Genomic DNA, 17078 nt, shown 5'->3' on the forward strand with positions numbered 1-17078 from the left:
TTGATTTAAATAAGGTTGCCCTTATCGTTTATGTCGCCAATGATCTTTGTGTTGCTCTCGTTTATTAAACGGCATTGCAAACGGAGCAAACTCTTTCATTACTCGACGATATACATCGCGCTTAAACGAAACAACTTGCCTAACCGGATACCAATAACTCACCCATCGCCAATCATCAAACTCGGGGTGATGAGTTTTAAGTAAATCTACATCTTCATCTTTACAACGAAGTTTCAGTAAAAACCATTTTTGTTTTTGCCCAATACACACAGGACTTGAGTCTCTGCGAATTAAACGCTTGGGTAATTTATAGCGTAACCAATGTTTAGAACTTGCGACGATCTCAACGTCTTCAGGAAGCAAGCCCACTTCTTCGTGTAATTCTCTGTACATGGTTTGCTCTGCTGTTTCGCCGTCATCAACACCACCTTGGGGAAATTGCCAAGAGTGCTGACCATAGCGACGAGCCCAAAATACTTGTCCCTGATTATTGCAAATTACAATTCCGACATTGGCACGAAAACCTTCGGCATCAATCACCTTAGTGCCTCATTTGTAAGTCGATTTTTATTGATTGTTCCACATAACCTGCGATACAGCAAACACTTTACACCTAAGCCTAAATTAGATTGGAAATTTATTTTTTAACAAACATGTTTAATCAAGATGTTACGAAGTAATTATTATAAAAATGTGCAGTTTGATTAAAAAAACTATTTACAACCGTATTTTTATCACCTTACCCACAGCTTGTGCATAACTTTTATAAATCATGCCTAAATTGCAAACAAATCCACAATCCACAGTTTAAATATCCACTTTCTCCACAGAAACTGTGGATAAACATGTTTATATATCTGTATTTATACAAACAACTGTTTAATTAATGAAATAGAAACAACATAAAAAAACATTAAATTAATTTAATATCAGTTAGTTACAACCAAACCATCGAAAATAAAACTGATTATTTTTAGCCCACTCTTAACGTGCGCAAAAAACACCCAAACACAAAGATATCCACTAAGGCACGCATTTGCTATCATGAACCGGATAAATAGACAATCAAATAAACGCCTTATGCGACCAATAAAACCCGCTTCTATAAACGAATTAATGCAACGTGTTGATGCTATTGCTGGCCTAACCTTAGGGCAGCTAGCCGAGCAATATAAGTTTAAAACCCCTGACGATTTACTACGTGAAAAAGGCTGGACCGGGCAACTTATCGAATATGTACTTGGTGCAACAGCAGGCTCAAAACCAACACCTGATTTTGAAGAGTTAGGCATTGAGCTAAAAACCCTACCTATTTCATTTAAAGGCAAACCTCTCGAAACAACCTTTGTTTCGGTAACACCGCTATTAAATGTAACCGGAATGACTTGGCAGCAAAGTACGGTTCGTAAAAAGTTGAATCATGTTTTGTGGTTACCGATTTTAGGCGAGCGCGAGATACTACCTTTTCACCGTACCATAGGCAGTGGCTTTTTATGGCAGCCAAGTGCAGAGCAAGATGCCCTTTTACAGCGTGATTGGGAAGAACAAATGGAGCTAATTGCCCTTGGTCGCGTAGATGAAATTTCTGGGCATTTAGGTGATGTAATGCAAATAAGGCCAAAAGCTGCCAATAGCAAAGCGCTGACTGATGCAATTGGCCCGAATGGCCAGATAGTACAAACTTTACCTCGCGGCTTTTATCTAAAAACCAGCTTCACCGGCGAGATCCTAAAACAACAATTTCAGCTATAAAAAAACCTCCCGAAGGAGGTTTTTTAAAGTCTTGATGAAGCTAAGCCAGATTACTGACCTTTAACCTCTTTAAGACCGTTGTAAGGTGCTTTCTCACCTAATACTTCTTCAATGCGAAGTAGTTGGTTGTACTTAGCAATACGGTCAGAACGGCTTAATGAACCCGTTTTGATTTGACCAGCTGCAGTACCTACTGCTAAATCAGCAATTGTCGCATCTTCAGTTTCACCTGAACGGTGTGAGATAACAGCTGTGAAACCAGCATCTTTAGCCATTTTGATAGCAGCAAGCGTTTCAGTTAATGAACCGATTTGGTTGAACTTGATTAGGATTGAGTTAGCAATACCGTTATCAATACCACGCTTTAAGATCTTCGTGTTAGTTACGAAAAGGTCATCACCTACTAATTGTACTTTGTCGCCAATTAGTTGTGTTTGGTGTGCGAAACCATCCCAATCAGACTCATCTAAGCCGTCTTCAATTGAAACAATTGGGTATTGCTCAGTAAGGCCTTTAAGGAAGTGGTTGAATTCTTCAGAAGTGAATTTTTTACCTTCGCCTTTAAGGTCGTAGATATTCGCTTCTTTGTCGTAGAACTCAGATGCCGCACAGTCTAGAGCTAGAGTGATATCTTTACCAAGCTCATAACCTGCATTTGCAACAGCTACCTTGATTGCAGCAAGTGCCGCTTCGTTTGATTCAAGGTTAGGAGCAAAACCACCTTCATCACCTACTGATGTAGAGTGACCTTCAGCTTTAAGTACTTTTGCTAAGCTGTGGAAAACTTCAGCGCCCATACGTAACGCTTCACGGAAGTTTGAAGCACCAACTGGTTGGATCATGAACTCTTGAATATCAACAGAGTTATCAGCGTGCTCACCACCATTGATGATGTTCATCATAGGTAATGGCATTGAGTAAACACCTGGCGTGCCGTTTAGGTCTGCGATGTGCTCATAAAGCTCAACGCCTTTTGAGTTTGCAGCCGCTTTAGCTGTTGCTAAAGACACAGCTAAGATAGCGTTAGCACCTAGTTTTTCTTTGTTTTCAGTACCATCTAAGTCAAGCATTACTTGGTCAACAGCTTTTTGGTCAACTGCGTTTTGGCCTTTAAGCGCTTCAGCGATTTCGTTATTGATATAGCCTACTGCTTTTAAAACACCTTTACCTAGGTAACGTGCTTTATCACCATCACGTAATTCAAGCGCTTCGCGAGTACCTGTTGATGCACCAGATGGTGCTGCAGCACGGCCCCATGAACCATCAGCTAAATGTACATCAGCTTCAACAGTTGGGTTACCACGCGAGTCCATGATTTCGCGACCAATCACTTTTACGATTTCTGACATCTTGATTCCTCTTTTCCCGAAAATGGTGAGTTAGTGCCAGCTTTATTCCTGCTGGCTTTTTAAAACAAATAAGCCGTGCATAAAGCACGGCCTATTTAAATTACGATGACGCTTTTTGGTGAGTGTGTGCAGCTGCAACAAACCCTTCAAATAGCGGGTGACCATCACGTGGTGTTGACGTGAATTCCGGGTGGAATTGCGCGGCAATAAACCAAGGGTGATCTTTATTCTCGATAATTTCGACTAGTTTCTTATCTTCAGATAAACCAGTGAAACTTAAGCCTGCTTTTTCAAGCTGCTCTACAAAGTGGTTATTCACTTCGTAACGGTGACGGTGACGTTCAACAATTTCGTCACTACCGTATACTTCACTTACTTTAGAACCCGGTGTTAAGTGACACTTCTGTGCACCTAAACGCATAGTACCACCTAGGTCAGATTGCTCATCACGGATTTCAACGTTACCGTCAGCATCTTGCCATTCAGTGATTAAACCAACAACTGGGTGTGCTGATTTAGCGTTAAACTCTGTTGAGTTTGCATCTTCAAGGCCAGCAACGTTACGCGCATATTCAATAAGCGCTACTTGCATACCTAAACAAATGCCTAAGTAAGGAACTTTGTTTTCACGTGCATATTTAGCCGCTAAGATCTTACCTTCAACACCACGGCCGCCGAAGCCACCTGGAACTAAGATAGCATCAAGGTGAGAGAGTAACTCAGTACCTTTGCTTTCTAAGTCTTGTGAATCAACGTATTCGATGTTCACAGTTAAACGGTTTTTCAGACCTGCATGCTTTAATGCTTCGTTTACTGATTTATATGCATCTGGTAGTTCGATGTACTTACCAACCATACCAATTGTCACTTCACCTGTTGGGTTAGACTCTTGGTATAACACTTGTTCCCACTCAGATAAATCTGCTTCTGGACACTCAAGATAGAAACGACGACATACGAAGTTATCTAATTCTTGTGACTTAAGTAACGCAGGGATCTTATAGATGCTTTCTACGTCTGGTAATGAAATAACAGCTTTCTCTTCAACGTTAGTGAAAAGTGCGATCTTCGCGCGCTCGTTATTTGGTAATTTACGATCAGAACGACAGATCAAGATATCTGGTTGGATACCAATCGAACGTAATTCTTTTACTGAATGTTGTGTTGGCTTAGTTTTAACTTCACCTGCAGGGCCTAAGAATGGCACTAGCGTTAGGTGGATAAACAATGCGCGCTCACGGCCAATTTCAGTGCCAAGCTGACGAATTGCTTCTAAAAATGGTTGTGACTCGATGTCACCAACTGTACCGCCAATTTCAACGATTGCTACATCGCGACCTTCAGCACCGTCGTATACACGTTGCTTAATGTCGTTTGTGATGTGTGGAATAACCTGAATTGTTGCACCAAGGTACTCACCACGACGCTCACGTCGTAATACATCTTCATAAACACGACCTTGTGTGAAGTTGTTGCGGCTAGTCATCTTGGTACGGATGAAACGCTCATAGTGACCTAAGTCAAGGTCAGTCTCTGCACCGTCTTCAGTTACAAATACTTCACCGTGCTGAATTGGGCTCATAGTGCCTGGGTCAACGTTAATGTAAGGATCCAGCTTTAAAATAGTCACGTTAAGACCACGTGCTTCTAAAATAGCGGCTAATGACGCTGCTGCAATACCCTTACCCAACGAAGAAACAACCCCGCCAGTTACGAAGATAAATTTTGTACTCATGCGAACCCTAGAATATCAGGAATTAAAAGGAATAATATAGAATCAAGACGGGGCGATATTATAGCAAAGGGGCTGCTATCAATCCAGATAAAATTAGCAAATAAGTGCACAAAAAACGAGCTTGGTTACACTGTACCCAAGCTGTATCATAACTTACTTAGTTTGACTGTTTTTTAATGGCTTCCCATGCGTTGTCCATTTCTTCAAGGCTAGCCGTTTCTAAACTTTGGCCACGTTCACCTAAGTAAGCAGCCACTTTTTCAAAGCGTGACGCGAACTTAGCATTGGCACTTCGTAATAATTGCTCAGGATCGCGCTTAATATGACGGGCTACATTCACTGTTGCAAACAGTAAATCACCAAGCTCTTCTGCACTGTGCTCTGAATAAGGGTCGTGAGCCAGCGCTTCTTTTACTTCGTCTACTTCTTCAGCAACTTTATCGAGCGCACCATGATAACTTGGCCAATCAAACCCTAGGCTTGCTACACGCTGTTGAATCTTCTTCGCTTTTGATAACCCCGGCATAGCATTGGGAATATCTTGCCACAGGCTCATTTGTGGTGAAGCTGCTTTTTCTGCTCGCTCTTGTGCTTTAATAGCCTGCCACTGCGCCGAAAGCTCAGCGTCAGTCAGCTCACTTTGTTCTGCAAAGACATGGGGATGACGACGCACTAACTTATCATTAAGCGTATTAGCCACATCGGTAAAATCAAATAAGCCCTGCTCTTTGGCAAGTTGAGCATAAAAGATGACTTGAAACAGTAAATCGCCAAGCTCACTTTTAAGCTCAGTAAGCTCACCTTTTTCAATGCAATCTGCTACTTCGTAAGCTTCTTCAAGGGTATGCGGCACAATCGATTTAAAGTCTTGTTTTAAATCCCACGGGCACCCAGATTCTGGGTCCCGTAGTTTAGCCATAATTGCAAGCGACTGCTCAATTGCCTGTTTATCACCCATTACGAATGACCACGCTTTGCATCATGTACACCTTCGATTTGATGTAACTTAGACAATAAGCGGTTGGTGCTTGATAAGTCATGTACTTCAACCTGCATTGAAAACAGCGCAAGCTGCTTATCTTCAACCGTATTGACGTTCATGTTCAGCACATTCACTTTTTCGTTTGCAAGCACTGAGCTGATATCTCGAATAAGGCCTGAGCGATCGGTCGCTTCAACTTTAATCGTCAATGAGTAAGAGCCATTGACATCGTCTGACCAACTTACTGATATCACCCGCTCAGGATGCTTTTCACGAAGTTTCTCAAACGAATCGCAATCTTCACGGTGAACTGCAATCCCTCGGCCTTGCGTAATGTAGCCAATAATTTCATCGCCCGGCACAGGTCGGCAGCATTTAGCAACATGGCTCATTAAGCTACCTACCCCATCTACAACAATACCATTCTTATCGCCGGTGACACTTTTTGGTTTTTTAAACTTAATTTGTGGCTCGTCATGCTCACGGTCACTAATAAAGTTTAATAACTGGTTTAAGCGAACATCTCCAGCACCTACCGCAACCATAAGGTCGTCAAGGCCTTTAAGGTTAAAGCGCTCAATAGCTGGCGCTAGATCTTTGGTTGTTAAATCTAGTTTTTGCAGCTCAGTTTCGAGTATTTCTTTACCGGCACTTAAGTTTTTATCGCGATCAAGCTGCTTAAACCAATGATGGATTTTAGAGCGTGCTCGTGAAGACTTAATATAACCTAGCGATGGGTTTAACCAATCACGGCTTGGGTTAGGTTGCTTTTGAGTTAAAATTTCAACCTGATCGCCGGTACTTAATTGGTGAGTAAATGGCACAATTTTGCCAAACACTTTTGCGCCAATACAACGATGCCCTACATTTGAGTGAATGTAATAAGCAAAATCAAGTGGTGTTGCACCCAGCGGTAAATCGAAAATATCCCCTTTAGGCGTGAACACATAAACACGGTCTTCTACTACTTGGTTTTTAAGCTCTTCTGCTAGGTCACTGCCATCAACGACTTCTTCTTGCCATTGCAGTAACTTACGTAACCAACTAATTTTTTGCTCGTAGCCTGAACCACGTCCTGGCAATGCACCTTCTTTGTACATCCAGTGTGCAGCAACACCTAGCTCAGCATCTTGGTGCATTTCGCTCGTACGGATTTGAATTTCAACGGTTTTACCTTCTGGGCCAAATACCACGGTATGAATTGACTGATAACCGTTTTGCTTAGGTGTTGCGATGTAATCATCAAATTCTTTATTTAAATGGCGCCAGTTAGTATGCACGATACCTAATGCCGCGTAACAATCTTGCAGGCGCTCTACCACTATGCGCATAGCGCGAATATCAAAAAGCTGGTCGAACTCGTAGTTCTTCTGTGCCATTTTTTTGTAGATGCTGTAGATATGCTTAGGGCGGCCATACACCTCACCTTCAATACCTGCTTCAGCCAAGCGTGCTTTTACTAAAGCAACCATGTTCTCCATGTAAGCTTCACGGGCAAGGCGCTTATCATCCAGCTGTTTGGCGATATTTTTATAGGTATCTGGGTGCAAATAACGGAACGAAAGATCTTCAAGTTCCCATTTAAGCTGACCAATCCCTAAACGATTAGCTAGGGGCGCAAAAATGTCGCGTGTTTCTTTAGCGGCAATGACACGCTCTTCTTCACTGGCATCTTTCACATCACGCAGGTGGCACACTTGCTCTGCAAGTTTAATCACTACGGCGCGCACATCTTCAACCATGGCTAACAGCATACGGCGAATATTATCGATTTGTACTGTGCCTTTTCCTTGATGAGCTAGGGTGCTGATGGTAGCCATTTGGCTTACGCCTGTTAGTAATAACGCAACGTGATTACCTAGCTTTTCGGTGACTGTCTCAATTGAGATTTTTTCGGCTAAAAAATAAGGCGTTAAAAAAGCAGTGGCAAGAGAGTCTGCATCTAAATTTAGCTCAGCTAAAATCTCCACCATTTCAATGGCTGTGTTTTCACGTTTTGCATCATCGCAATGCAGGCACAGTTGGTGGGCCTGCTCTAATAAGGTATGTTTGTCTTCTGTTAGCGCTAACAGCTCGATACGGCTGGCAAAATCACTCGGCTTAGTTAGCTGATGTGACTGTCTAGTGGCTACCATGTGCGCTTTACCTCCTGTGAAATAACGCCATCGTTTCAATATGCCCGGTATGCGGGAACATATTCATTAGCCCAATTTTTTCAATGCTAAAGCCTGCTTGTAAAATAATTGCACTGTCACGGGCTAAAGTAACAGGATCACAAGAGACGTATAAAATCGTTTTAAATTGAGTAAGTGGTAACTGCTCTAAAATAGCCATTGCGCCAGTACGTGATGGATCAAGAACTAACACGTCAAGTTCGGCACTAAACCAAGCAGCTGATTGCATTGATTTTGTTAAATCAAAACAATAAAAATAGGTATTCGACAATGAGTTAGTTTGCGCATTTTGTTTTGCTAATGCAACCGCAGAATCGACCCCTTCAACACCAATAACATATTTAGCATACTTTGCAATCAATAATGAAAAGTTACCAATACCACAAAATAAATCCAATACCTGTTCATGACCTTGTAAATCAAGCCACTGTCTTGCTTGATGTAGCATAGCTTGGTTCACTTGTGGGTTAACTTGAATAAAGTTTTCAAGGCCAAACTCAAAGCGTAAATCATAAGCTGGTATCTGGTAGTACGGCATTGGATGGTCACTGTGATCAATTTCACCACTTTGTGATTGCCACACAACACGCCAGCTATATTCATCACACGCCGCTACGACTATGGCTTTTAACTCTGCATTAATAGCTTTGGTATGCCTAATAACCACAAAGGCCGCATTATCAGCTTCACATAATTGTAAGTGACTAATACTACTCAGACCTGAATGGCTGTTGATAAGAACATCAAAAACTGAAAAAACGTCTTTAAAAGTGCTGCTCAGCACATCACAGCTTTCAATACTCACCAATTGTTTAGAACCCTGAGCTCGATACCCTACGCGCATTTTCTTTGCGGCTTTGTCATGCATTACAGCAATACGCGCAGAGCGACGATAATGGTGCTCTTCACTAAGCAGAGGTGCTTGCCAATTTAAGTCATCAGCTTTAGCAAACTTGCTAAACAGCTGGCTAACCGCAGCTTGCTTCTCAACCAATTGTTGCTCTGCATTAAGGTGCTGTAGCTGACAACCACCACAAACCTGATAATGCTGACAAAAAGGAGTAACCCTATGTGCTGAGGCTGATAGTACTTTTTTACAATCAGCACTGGCAAAACGTGCCTTATCTTCAATCAATAACGCTTTTACTTCTTCACCCGGCAAAGCACCATTAACAAAACAGACTTTATTTCCCTGCTTAGCAACGCCCCGCCCTTGGTGATCCATAGCAGTGACATTGAGGGTTAGCATTTTTTGCGAAACGGATTTCTTTTTGGCTTTGAAAATCTGTGCCATCGGGCAACACCTTAATTATTGATAAAGCGGGAGTAAGTATATACTCTTAAACAACGATAATAATGATAACAACATTCTTTATGACTAAATTTGGCTTACGTGACTCAGTCTTAACCCTTACACTTATACCGACTGTGATCATAGGCTTGTTGCTGGGCGGTTATTTTACAATAAATCGTTACATTGAGCTCGATGAAATTTTGTATCAGCAGGGCGTGACTATTATTGAGCCCCTCGCCATTGCTGTTGAGCAACCATTAATAAAGCGTGATAAAGCCTTATTAACTCGCTTAGTTAGTCATACACATAACAAACACTCCCCTGCTATCCAATCAATTGCTATTTTTGATGAAAACAATGAGTTAGTGATTTTTAGTAAATACCAAAGTGAATTCAAAGAAATTGTCAAAAGCAATGCAAACAGCATGGATGGCATTCAAGTACAAAATTCTGAGCACTATTTAACATTTTCTACTGCCATAATTAATCATAGCCGCCAAGACATGATTTGGAATCATCACAGCTACCAAGCATCGCTAGGCACTGTGGTGATCATGCTCAACAAACAACAAGCCATTATTGGCCAGCAACGGGCATTATTAGTCAGTGGCGTGGTAATTTTACTCGCGCTCATACTTGCCACCGTATTAGCGTTTAGATTAACTCGCATGTTTATTCAGCCTCTTAATAAGTTAGTACTAGCTACCGACAAACTCATTGAAGGTAAAGTAGACACTGGGCTTGATCAAAAAATGTTTGGCGAATTTGAGCTATTACGCACAGGTTTAAATACCATTTCAGAAACCATGGTTGTGCAACGTGATGAGATGCAAAAGCACATAGACCAAGCAACCTCTGATTACCGCGAAACACTCGAACAATACGAAACCCAAAATATTCAGTTGAGTATTGCTAAAAAAGATGCACAAGATGCGAACCGAGTAAAATCAGACTTCTTAGCTAAAATGAGTCACGAATTACGTACGCCTTTAAATGGTGTAATTGGTTTTACGCGCCAGCTTTATAAAACCCCGCTCAATAAGCATCAAAAAGATTATCTAGATACCATTGAACTGTCGGCAAATAGCTTACTTACAATTATCAGTGATATTTTAGACTTTTCGAAATTAGAAGCCGGTGCCATGGAACTTGAGTCAATGCAATTCCAGCTCCGTGACAATATTAATGAAGTTATGACCTTGTTGGCACCAAGTGCCCACGAAAAGCAACTTGAGCTTTCAATATTTATCCATCCGCAAGTACCTGACAATCTAACTGGCGACCCGACCCGCTTTAAACAAATTTTGATAAACCTATTAAGTAATGCCATTAAATTTACTGAAAAAGGCTCAATCAAGGTTGATGTTGGCTATCGCTTATTAGACGAAGAGCGCGCCTCGATTTTGGTGTCTGTCACCGACACCGGTGTGGGTATCCCTATGGATAAACAAGATGCGTTGTTTACACCATTTGGCCAAGCAGACTCTAGTATCACACGTAAATTTGGTGGCACAGGTCTTGGCTTAATCATCACTAAACATATTGTTGAAGCGATGAATGGCCGCATTACCCTAAACTCAGCACCTGGTAATGGTACCTGCTTTACGTTCAATGCCGTATTCAGAACGCCAAGTAACTCAATTACCAGTGACTTACCGACTCAATCACTGATCAATAAACGTATTTTGTATCTTGAGCCTCATGAGCATACCCATCAAGCAACGTTATCGCTACTGCATGAATGGCAAACTCGCGTAACCGCCTGCATGGATGAAGAAAGCTTCTTAAATGAGATCAACAAAGACTTCAGCTACGATATTTGTATTATTGGCCATACCGCTACTATTGACGATATGCAGCAACTCAAGAGTTATGTAAAAGCAGTGCGTCCTGTCACTGATTATTTATACATAATGCTTAATACGGTTTCGCATAATATGCGTGAAGCCTTTGTTGGTAGCGGCGCAGATGCCTGCTTAAGTAAACCGCTTAACCACCGTAAATTATGTGAGGTACTTGCTGCGCCTTACCGTCTTGACCACCCGGTGCATAACATTGAGCAAGGTGATGAAAAATTATTACCACTTAAAGTACTGGTTGTTGACGATAACGATGCCAACCTAAAACTCATTTGCACCTTGCTTGAAGAACAAATTGAGCTCATAGATACCGCACATAATGGCTCACAAGCTTACAGCTTAAGTAAAAGTCATAAATATGACTTGATCTTTATGGACATCCAAATGCCAATTATGGATGGTATTACCGCATGTAAACTTATTCGCGAGTCATCTCTTAATGAAGATACCCCTATCATTGCAGTGACTGCTCACGCCCTCGCAGGTGAAAAAGAGCAACTGCTTAAAGATGGCTTTAAAGGTTACTTAACTAAGCCTATTGATGAGGACATGCTAAAACAAATAATTAGCGATCATAGCCCGCAATCGCCAATTAATCGTGAACGTAGCAAAACTGCCGCAGTTGACTCAGAACCTCCATTTGAAAGTGCCCGCCTCGATTGGCAACTGGCACTTCAACGCGCAGGCGGTAAAGAAGAACTAGCGCTTGAAATGCTTAATATGTTGTTACTCAGCGTGCCTGAAACCTTGCGCCTACTCAATGAAGCTATAGAAAAAGAAGATTGTGAACATGTACTTAGCATAGTGCACAAGTTCCATGGAGCATGTTGTTACACAGGCGTACCAAAACTAAAATCACTTGCCGAAACACTCGAGACAGCTTTAAAAGGCGATTGCGATTTAAATTACATTGAGCCTGAACTATTTGAGCTTGTTGATGAGCTGAATAATTTGTTGAGCGATGCCGGTATGGTTGAGCAACAACGATAAAAGAACACCCAATAAATTATATAAAGGAATATATTAATGAAAAACTCTTTAATACTAGCAGGCAGTTTGTTTGTCTTTGGTTGCGCATCAACCTCAGACAAACCAGTAAAATTAGAGTATGCGGATTTAGCTGTTAGCTATAATGAAATGGAGTCAGCAAAATGGCAACAGCTTGAACGCTTTCCTGCCAGATACCCAAAAAAAGCTGTTATCCAAGCAAAAGAAGGTTGCGCAACTATTGAGTATGTCATTACGCCACAAAATGAGATTAGAGATATTCAGGTAGTTGCCTCAACTAACTCTGTATTTGCCGACGCAGCAAAAGATGTAATCACTAATTGGCACTGGAATGAGCTGGCGAAAAATATTACTGATAAAGCGGTGAAAACCCAAACTCGCTTTGACTTTTGTTTTGACACACCTGAGCAATCTTGCAAAGAGCTAAAACCTAACTATTCATGCCCTAGTTCAGATATTATTTATTCCACGGGTACACGCATAGTGAAGTATTAAAGGGAGCTTGCTTTGTATTTTATCTTACTTATCGTCTTTAGTGCTATTTCACTCACTTGGTTTTTCCTCCGCTATAAAAAACTAAGTATAGAAGCTAATAATTACGTAAAAACCAATTACACAGAGCAGTGGCAAACATACGAAAGCCAAGCCCGTTTGATGAAGGCCAAACCTAACTCAATTGTGTTTCATTCAATTAAGAAAGGCGAATTGTCGGCAATAAATGACAATGTCTTAAAAAGCTTTAAGAAAAAACATCAATATTTAGTGGCCCTACTCTGCCTATCGCCACTGTTATCATCCTACCTCTCAGAATTTATTGTTTATCTGAGTAAATAAAAACGCGATGGATATTATATCCACCGCGTTCAGTATTCAAATTTGCTGGCTCTTATTAAAGGCGTCAGCTAAAGTCTTGCTTCAATCATTAAACGTTTCATATCGCTGACTGCTTTTTCTAAACCATCAATCGCTGCACGGGCAATAATCGCATGACCAATGTTTAACTCATAAATTTCTGGCATTGCCGCAATGGGTTTTACATTGTGATAATGAAGACCATGGCCAGCATTAACGATTAAACCTAGGCTATCAGCATATTGTACGCCGCTACGAATACGCTCAAGCTCAGTGTGAAGCTCTTCGTCATTTTCAGCATCAGCATAAGCACCTGTGTGAATTTCAACGTATGGAGCATTACACGCTTTTGCAGCGTCAAGTTGTGCGTTGTCGGCATCAATGAATAACGAGACCTTAATTCCCGCAGCTGTTAGCTTTTCTGTTGCTGCTTTTACTTTTTCAAAGTTACCAACAACATCAAGGCCACCCTCGGTGGTGAGCTCTTCACGCTTTTCAGGCACTAAACAAACATAAGCAGGTTTAACTTCAAGGGCGATGTTGATCATTTCATCGGTGACTGCAATTTCAAGATTCATACGTGTTTGAATCGTTTTTGCCATCACATATACGTCGCGGTCTTGAATATGACGACGGTCTTCACGCAAATGAATGGTGATACCATCTGCACCAGCATGCTCTGCAACAGCTGCAGCATGCGCAGGATCTGGGTAACTCGTGCCACGCGCTTGGCGTAAAGTGGCAATGTGATCAACGTTTACACCAAGAAGAATATCTTTCATTTTTTTACCTGTTTAAAACAACGATTCAAGGCTGAATAACAGCCTACTTAATAAATAACTCACGGCTTTTTAATGGCTTTTTGCCAAGTAAAGGCTTGAGTAGGTATCGACTTAATTGCTTTGCCATATATAACACATCAGGGGCGCTAAAGTCATGAGCCGCTATGGCATTTAATTGCTTTCCTGAAAAGCCACTATGGGGGTCGTCATGCAGCAAGAAACCGTATTCAGCAAAGTACTGGTAATTTGCTGCATCGTTAATTTCATCACCTTCGGCATCAACAGTAAAATCAACGCCATAACCCAGCATCTCAAGTAACTGAAACTCATAAGAGCGCAGCACAGCTTGTAGGTTTTTAGTGGTTGATAACTCGTCTAGATGCTGTTTATAAAGATGATATACACTTTCCATTGGCTCATTAACAGGTACGATACGATTGGTTAATTCGTTCATATAGAAGCCGCAATAAAGCTCGGTACCCTGCAACATAGTTTGCCGGCCATGGGGTTCAAAACGATTAATGTATTTTAAATCAGACTTGCCGCTATATTGTACGAGCAGAGATTGGAAAGGTTGTAATTGTGCTTTGTGTTTAGTGGCCTGGCGACCACTAACACGGGCCAGCATTCTCAGCTGACCTACGCCTTCTACCAGCATATCGAGCATGACTTGCGAGTCGCTAAATGGACGTCGGTGCAGCAAGTATGCTGTGTAGAATTCGCTATCCATGGCGTGTAAGACTTTACTTAGTCTTCACCATAGCCAAGGCTACGTAGCGCACGCTCATCGTCAGCCCAGCCAGACTTCACTTTTACCCAAAGTTCTAAAAACACTTTGTTATCAAGCATATCTTCAAGGTCTTTACGAGCTTCACGGCCAATAACTTTCAGCTTTTCGCCTTTATTGCCGATCACCATACGCTTTTGTGTTTCACGCTCAACGAGGATCAAACCATTAATTTGCCAGACACCGTTTTCTTGCCATTTAAACTGCTCGATCTCAACGGTGACCGAATATGGTAGCTCATCACCCATAAAGCGCATCAGCTTTTCACGGATCACTTCAGCCGCCATAAAGCGCATTGAACGGTCTGTTACGTAGTCTTCAGGGAAGTAAAACTCACAAAGCGGTAAACGCTTTTTCACTTCATCTTTGATTAAATCAATATTTTTACCCTGCTTCGCAGAGACCGGCATAATAGCCACAAAATCAAATTTACCACCTAAAAACTGCATGTGCGGAAGCACTAAATCACGGTCTTTAACTTGGTCAATTTTATTCATAACTAATAATACTGGACGACCACTCTGACGTACTTTATTTAGTACCATCTCATCGTCTTCGTTCCAGTGTGTGCCTTCAACCACAAAGATGATAAGTTCCACATCGCCAATTGAGCTTGATGCAGCACGGTTCATTAAACGGTTAATAGCGCGTTTTTCTTCGACGTGTAAGCCTGGTGTATCCACATAAACAGCTTGGTATTTACCTTCGGTATGAATACCCATGATACGGTGGCGTGTGGTTTGTGGCTTACGTGAGGTAATAGACACCTTTTGCTCAACAATATAGTTAAGTAAGGTTGATTTACCTACATTTGGGCGGCCAACAATGGCAACCATACCGCAGTGCGTATCTAGCTCTGCAGGTTCTTTGCTAATTAAATCATCAAGATTCATTTTTAAGTATCTTTAAGGCTTTTTCAGCGGCTTTTTGCTCAGCTTTACGACGTGAGCTACCTACTGAGATAATGCTATCCATCCCTTCAACAATACATTCAACCGTGAATGTTTGATTGTGCGCTTGGCCTTTTGTATCAATTACAGTGTAGCCAGGTAACGATAATTTGCGCGCTTGTAAGTATTCTTGAAGTAATGTTTTCGGATCTTTTTGATTTAAGCCCGGCGAAATTGCGTCAAGACGCGACTCGTACCAACTTAAAATTAACTCACCACATTGTTCAATGTTTGAGTCTAAGAACACCGCACCAATAATCGCCTCTACGGCATCAGCAAGGGTTGATTCACGGCGAAAACCACCGCTTTTAAGCTCACCCGGACCCAAGCGTAAGTAATCGCCTAAGCCAAACTCTAGGCCAAACTCAGCCAACGTTTGACCACGAACTAGGGTCGAACGCATGCGGCTTAAATCACCTTCGCGTGCTTTTGGAAATTTAGTGTAAAGTGCATTCGCAATCACAAAGCTCAAAATCGAATCACCTAAAAACTCTAAGCGCTCGTTATGTTGGCCTTTATGACTGCGGTGCGTCATTGCCTGCTCAAGCAAAGCTTGATCAGTAAATGTATAACCTATTTTGTTGTATAACTCTGTTACGTTTTTTTTCATCGTTACTGAATATTACCTAGGCGTTCAAAACGAACACCAGTTGGAACCCAGCCTGGTAAAAAGTCATCTGGGCCATTCTCAAATTCAAAACTCATCCATATAAAGACGGCTTTACCTACCAAGTTTTCTTTAGGTACAAAGCCCCAAAAGCGACTGTCTTGGCTATTATCACGGTTATCACCCATCATGAAATAATGATCGGCAGGAACAACCCACTCGTCTGAGCGTGTACCTGGTTGTTGATAATAACGGCCTTTCATTTCAGGAGCTTGCGGGTTAATTAAAATATTATGATTCACTGTGCTTAGGTTTTCTTCTAAACGCACTAAATTCATCGAACCCTGCTTGAACTCGTCACTATTGAGGATTTCCATATCAATTTTGTTGTATTCATTACACAGCAAATCACCTTGCTGCGTTTCACCTTCGGCACATTTTGGCTGAATATAAAGGTGCTTATTACGGTATACAATTTTATCGCCTGGTAAACCAATCGTACGTTTAATGTAATCCACACGCTCGTCTAATGGGTATTTAAATACCACAATATCACCACGTTCAGGTTCATCAACATCAACTAACTGGCTGCGCCAAATTGGGTCTTTGATGCCATATGAGTACTTCTGTACTAAAATGAAGTCACCCACTAATAGGGTTGGCATCATTGAGCCTGATGGAATTTGAAACGGTTCAAAAATGAAAGAGCGAAAAATAGTGATCGCTGCAATCATCGGAAAAATTGACTTAGCCGTTTCAGTGATACTTGGCTCAGGCGCAATTAATGCAGCGGTTTCTTCGTCTAATTCACCACCTGCTGCGTTTTGAGCAAGGGCAATGCGTTGCTGACGCTTTGGCGCAAACATAAAGTGGTCAATTAACCAAATTAATCCTGAGCCTAGCGTTAACAACACTAAGAAAATAGAAAAGTAACCCGCCATGCATTA

At 41.5% G+C, this 17078-nt stretch carries 15 protein-coding genes; 4 read left to right on the forward strand and 11 right to left on the reverse strand.

The window, feature by feature from the left end; genetic code table 11:
- Nucleotides 1-21: 21 nt before the first annotated feature.
- Entirely contained in the window at nt 22-540 is a 519-nt protein-coding gene (gene rppH / locus HUS62_RS13655) for an RNA pyrophosphohydrolase (RefSeq protein ID WP_054562240.1), read from the reverse strand.
- A 540-nt stretch (nt 541-1080) separates the two neighbouring features.
- On the opposite strand from rppH, the gene mutH reads away from it, so the two are divergent.
- Nucleotides 1081-1752 (forward strand): DNA mismatch repair endonuclease MutH, encoded by a 672-nt coding sequence (gene mutH / locus HUS62_RS13660; RefSeq protein WP_175079976.1) that lies wholly within the window; start codon nt 1081-1083, stop codon nt 1750-1752.
- A 50-nt stretch (nt 1753-1802) separates the two neighbouring features.
- Here the strand turns inward: mutH and eno are convergent, their stop codons facing one another.
- From eno to rlmD, 5 genes are all read right to left on the reverse strand, one after another.
- Nucleotides 1803-3101 (reverse strand): phosphopyruvate hydratase, encoded by a 1299-nt coding sequence (eno, locus tag HUS62_RS13665; RefSeq protein WP_175079977.1) that lies wholly within the window; start codon nt 3099-3101, stop codon nt 1803-1805.
- A gap of 100 nt (nt 3102-3201) precedes the next feature.
- Nucleotides 3202-4836: a CTP synthase gene (locus HUS62_RS13670; protein ID WP_054562242.1), complete on the reverse strand. Its 1635-nt coding sequence runs from the start codon at nt 4834-4836 to the stop codon at nt 3202-3204.
- A gap of 157 nt (nt 4837-4993) precedes the next feature.
- Nucleotides 4994-5794, reverse strand: a complete 801-nt coding sequence (gene mazG, locus HUS62_RS13675; RefSeq protein ID WP_175079978.1) for a nucleoside triphosphate pyrophosphohydrolase — start codon at nt 5792-5794, stop codon at nt 4994-4996.
- Nucleotides 5794-7953, reverse strand: coding sequence for a GTP diphosphokinase (relA, locus tag HUS62_RS13680; RefSeq protein ID WP_055197911.1), 2160 nt, complete (start codon nt 7951-7953; stop codon nt 5794-5796). The genes mazG and relA overlap by 1 nt, the downstream gene beginning before the upstream one ends.
- Nucleotides 7954-7960: 7 nt before the next feature.
- On the reverse strand, nt 7961-9286 hold the full coding sequence (gene rlmD / locus HUS62_RS13685; RefSeq protein WP_175079979.1) for a 23S rRNA (uracil(1939)-C(5))-methyltransferase RlmD: 1326 nt from the start codon (nt 9284-9286) through the stop codon (nt 7961-7963).
- Nucleotides 9287-9366: 80 nt separating this feature from the next.
- Here rlmD and barA point away from each other — a divergent pair, with 80 nt between their 5' ends.
- The 3 genes from barA to HUS62_RS13700 are packed head-to-tail and all read left to right on the forward strand — an operon-like array spanning nt 9367 to nt 12987.
- The gene (gene barA, locus HUS62_RS13690) at nt 9367-12135 is read left to right on the forward strand and encodes a two-component sensor histidine kinase BarA (protein WP_175080013.1); all 2769 of its coding nucleotides are present in this window, start codon (nt 9367-9369) and stop codon (nt 12133-12135) included.
- A gap of 36 nt (nt 12136-12171) precedes the next feature.
- A complete protein-coding gene (locus tag HUS62_RS13695) occupies nt 12172-12648 on the forward strand; it encodes an energy transducer TonB (protein ID WP_175079980.1) in 477 nt (158 codons plus the stop codon).
- 12 nt (nt 12649-12660) lie between these two features.
- The gene (locus HUS62_RS13700) at nt 12661-12987 is read left to right on the forward strand and encodes a hypothetical protein (protein WP_175079981.1); all 327 of its coding nucleotides are present in this window, start codon (nt 12661-12663) and stop codon (nt 12985-12987) included.
- Between the two features lie 68 nt (nt 12988-13055).
- Here HUS62_RS13700 and pdxJ read toward each other — a convergent pair whose 3' ends face one another.
- From pdxJ to lepB, 5 genes are read right to left on the reverse strand one after another with little or no spacing between them, the layout of a single operon-like run.
- Nucleotides 13056-13787, reverse strand: coding sequence for a pyridoxine 5'-phosphate synthase (gene pdxJ / locus HUS62_RS13705; protein WP_175079982.1), 732 nt, complete (start codon nt 13785-13787; stop codon nt 13056-13058).
- A 43-nt stretch (nt 13788-13830) separates the two neighbouring features.
- Entirely contained in the window at nt 13831-14517 is a 687-nt protein-coding gene (recO, locus tag HUS62_RS13710) for a DNA repair protein RecO (RefSeq protein WP_175079983.1), read from the reverse strand.
- Between the two features lie 17 nt (nt 14518-14534).
- Nucleotides 14535-15467, reverse strand: coding sequence for a GTPase Era (gene era, locus HUS62_RS13715; RefSeq protein WP_054554338.1), 933 nt, complete (start codon nt 15465-15467; stop codon nt 14535-14537).
- Nucleotides 15457-16134, reverse strand: a complete 678-nt coding sequence (gene rnc, locus HUS62_RS13720; protein WP_054554337.1) for a ribonuclease III — start codon at nt 16132-16134, stop codon at nt 15457-15459. The genes era and rnc overlap by 11 nt, the downstream gene beginning before the upstream one ends.
- 2 nt (nt 16135-16136) lie before the next feature.
- Nucleotides 16137-17072: a signal peptidase I gene (gene lepB, locus HUS62_RS13725; RefSeq protein WP_175079984.1), complete on the reverse strand. Its 936-nt coding sequence runs from the start codon at nt 17070-17072 to the stop codon at nt 16137-16139.
- Between the last annotated feature and the right edge of the window lie 6 nt (nt 17073-17078).

The organism is Pseudoalteromonas sp. 0303, assembly GCF_013349995.1.
GTDB lineage: Bacteria > Pseudomonadota > Gammaproteobacteria > Enterobacterales > Alteromonadaceae > Pseudoalteromonas.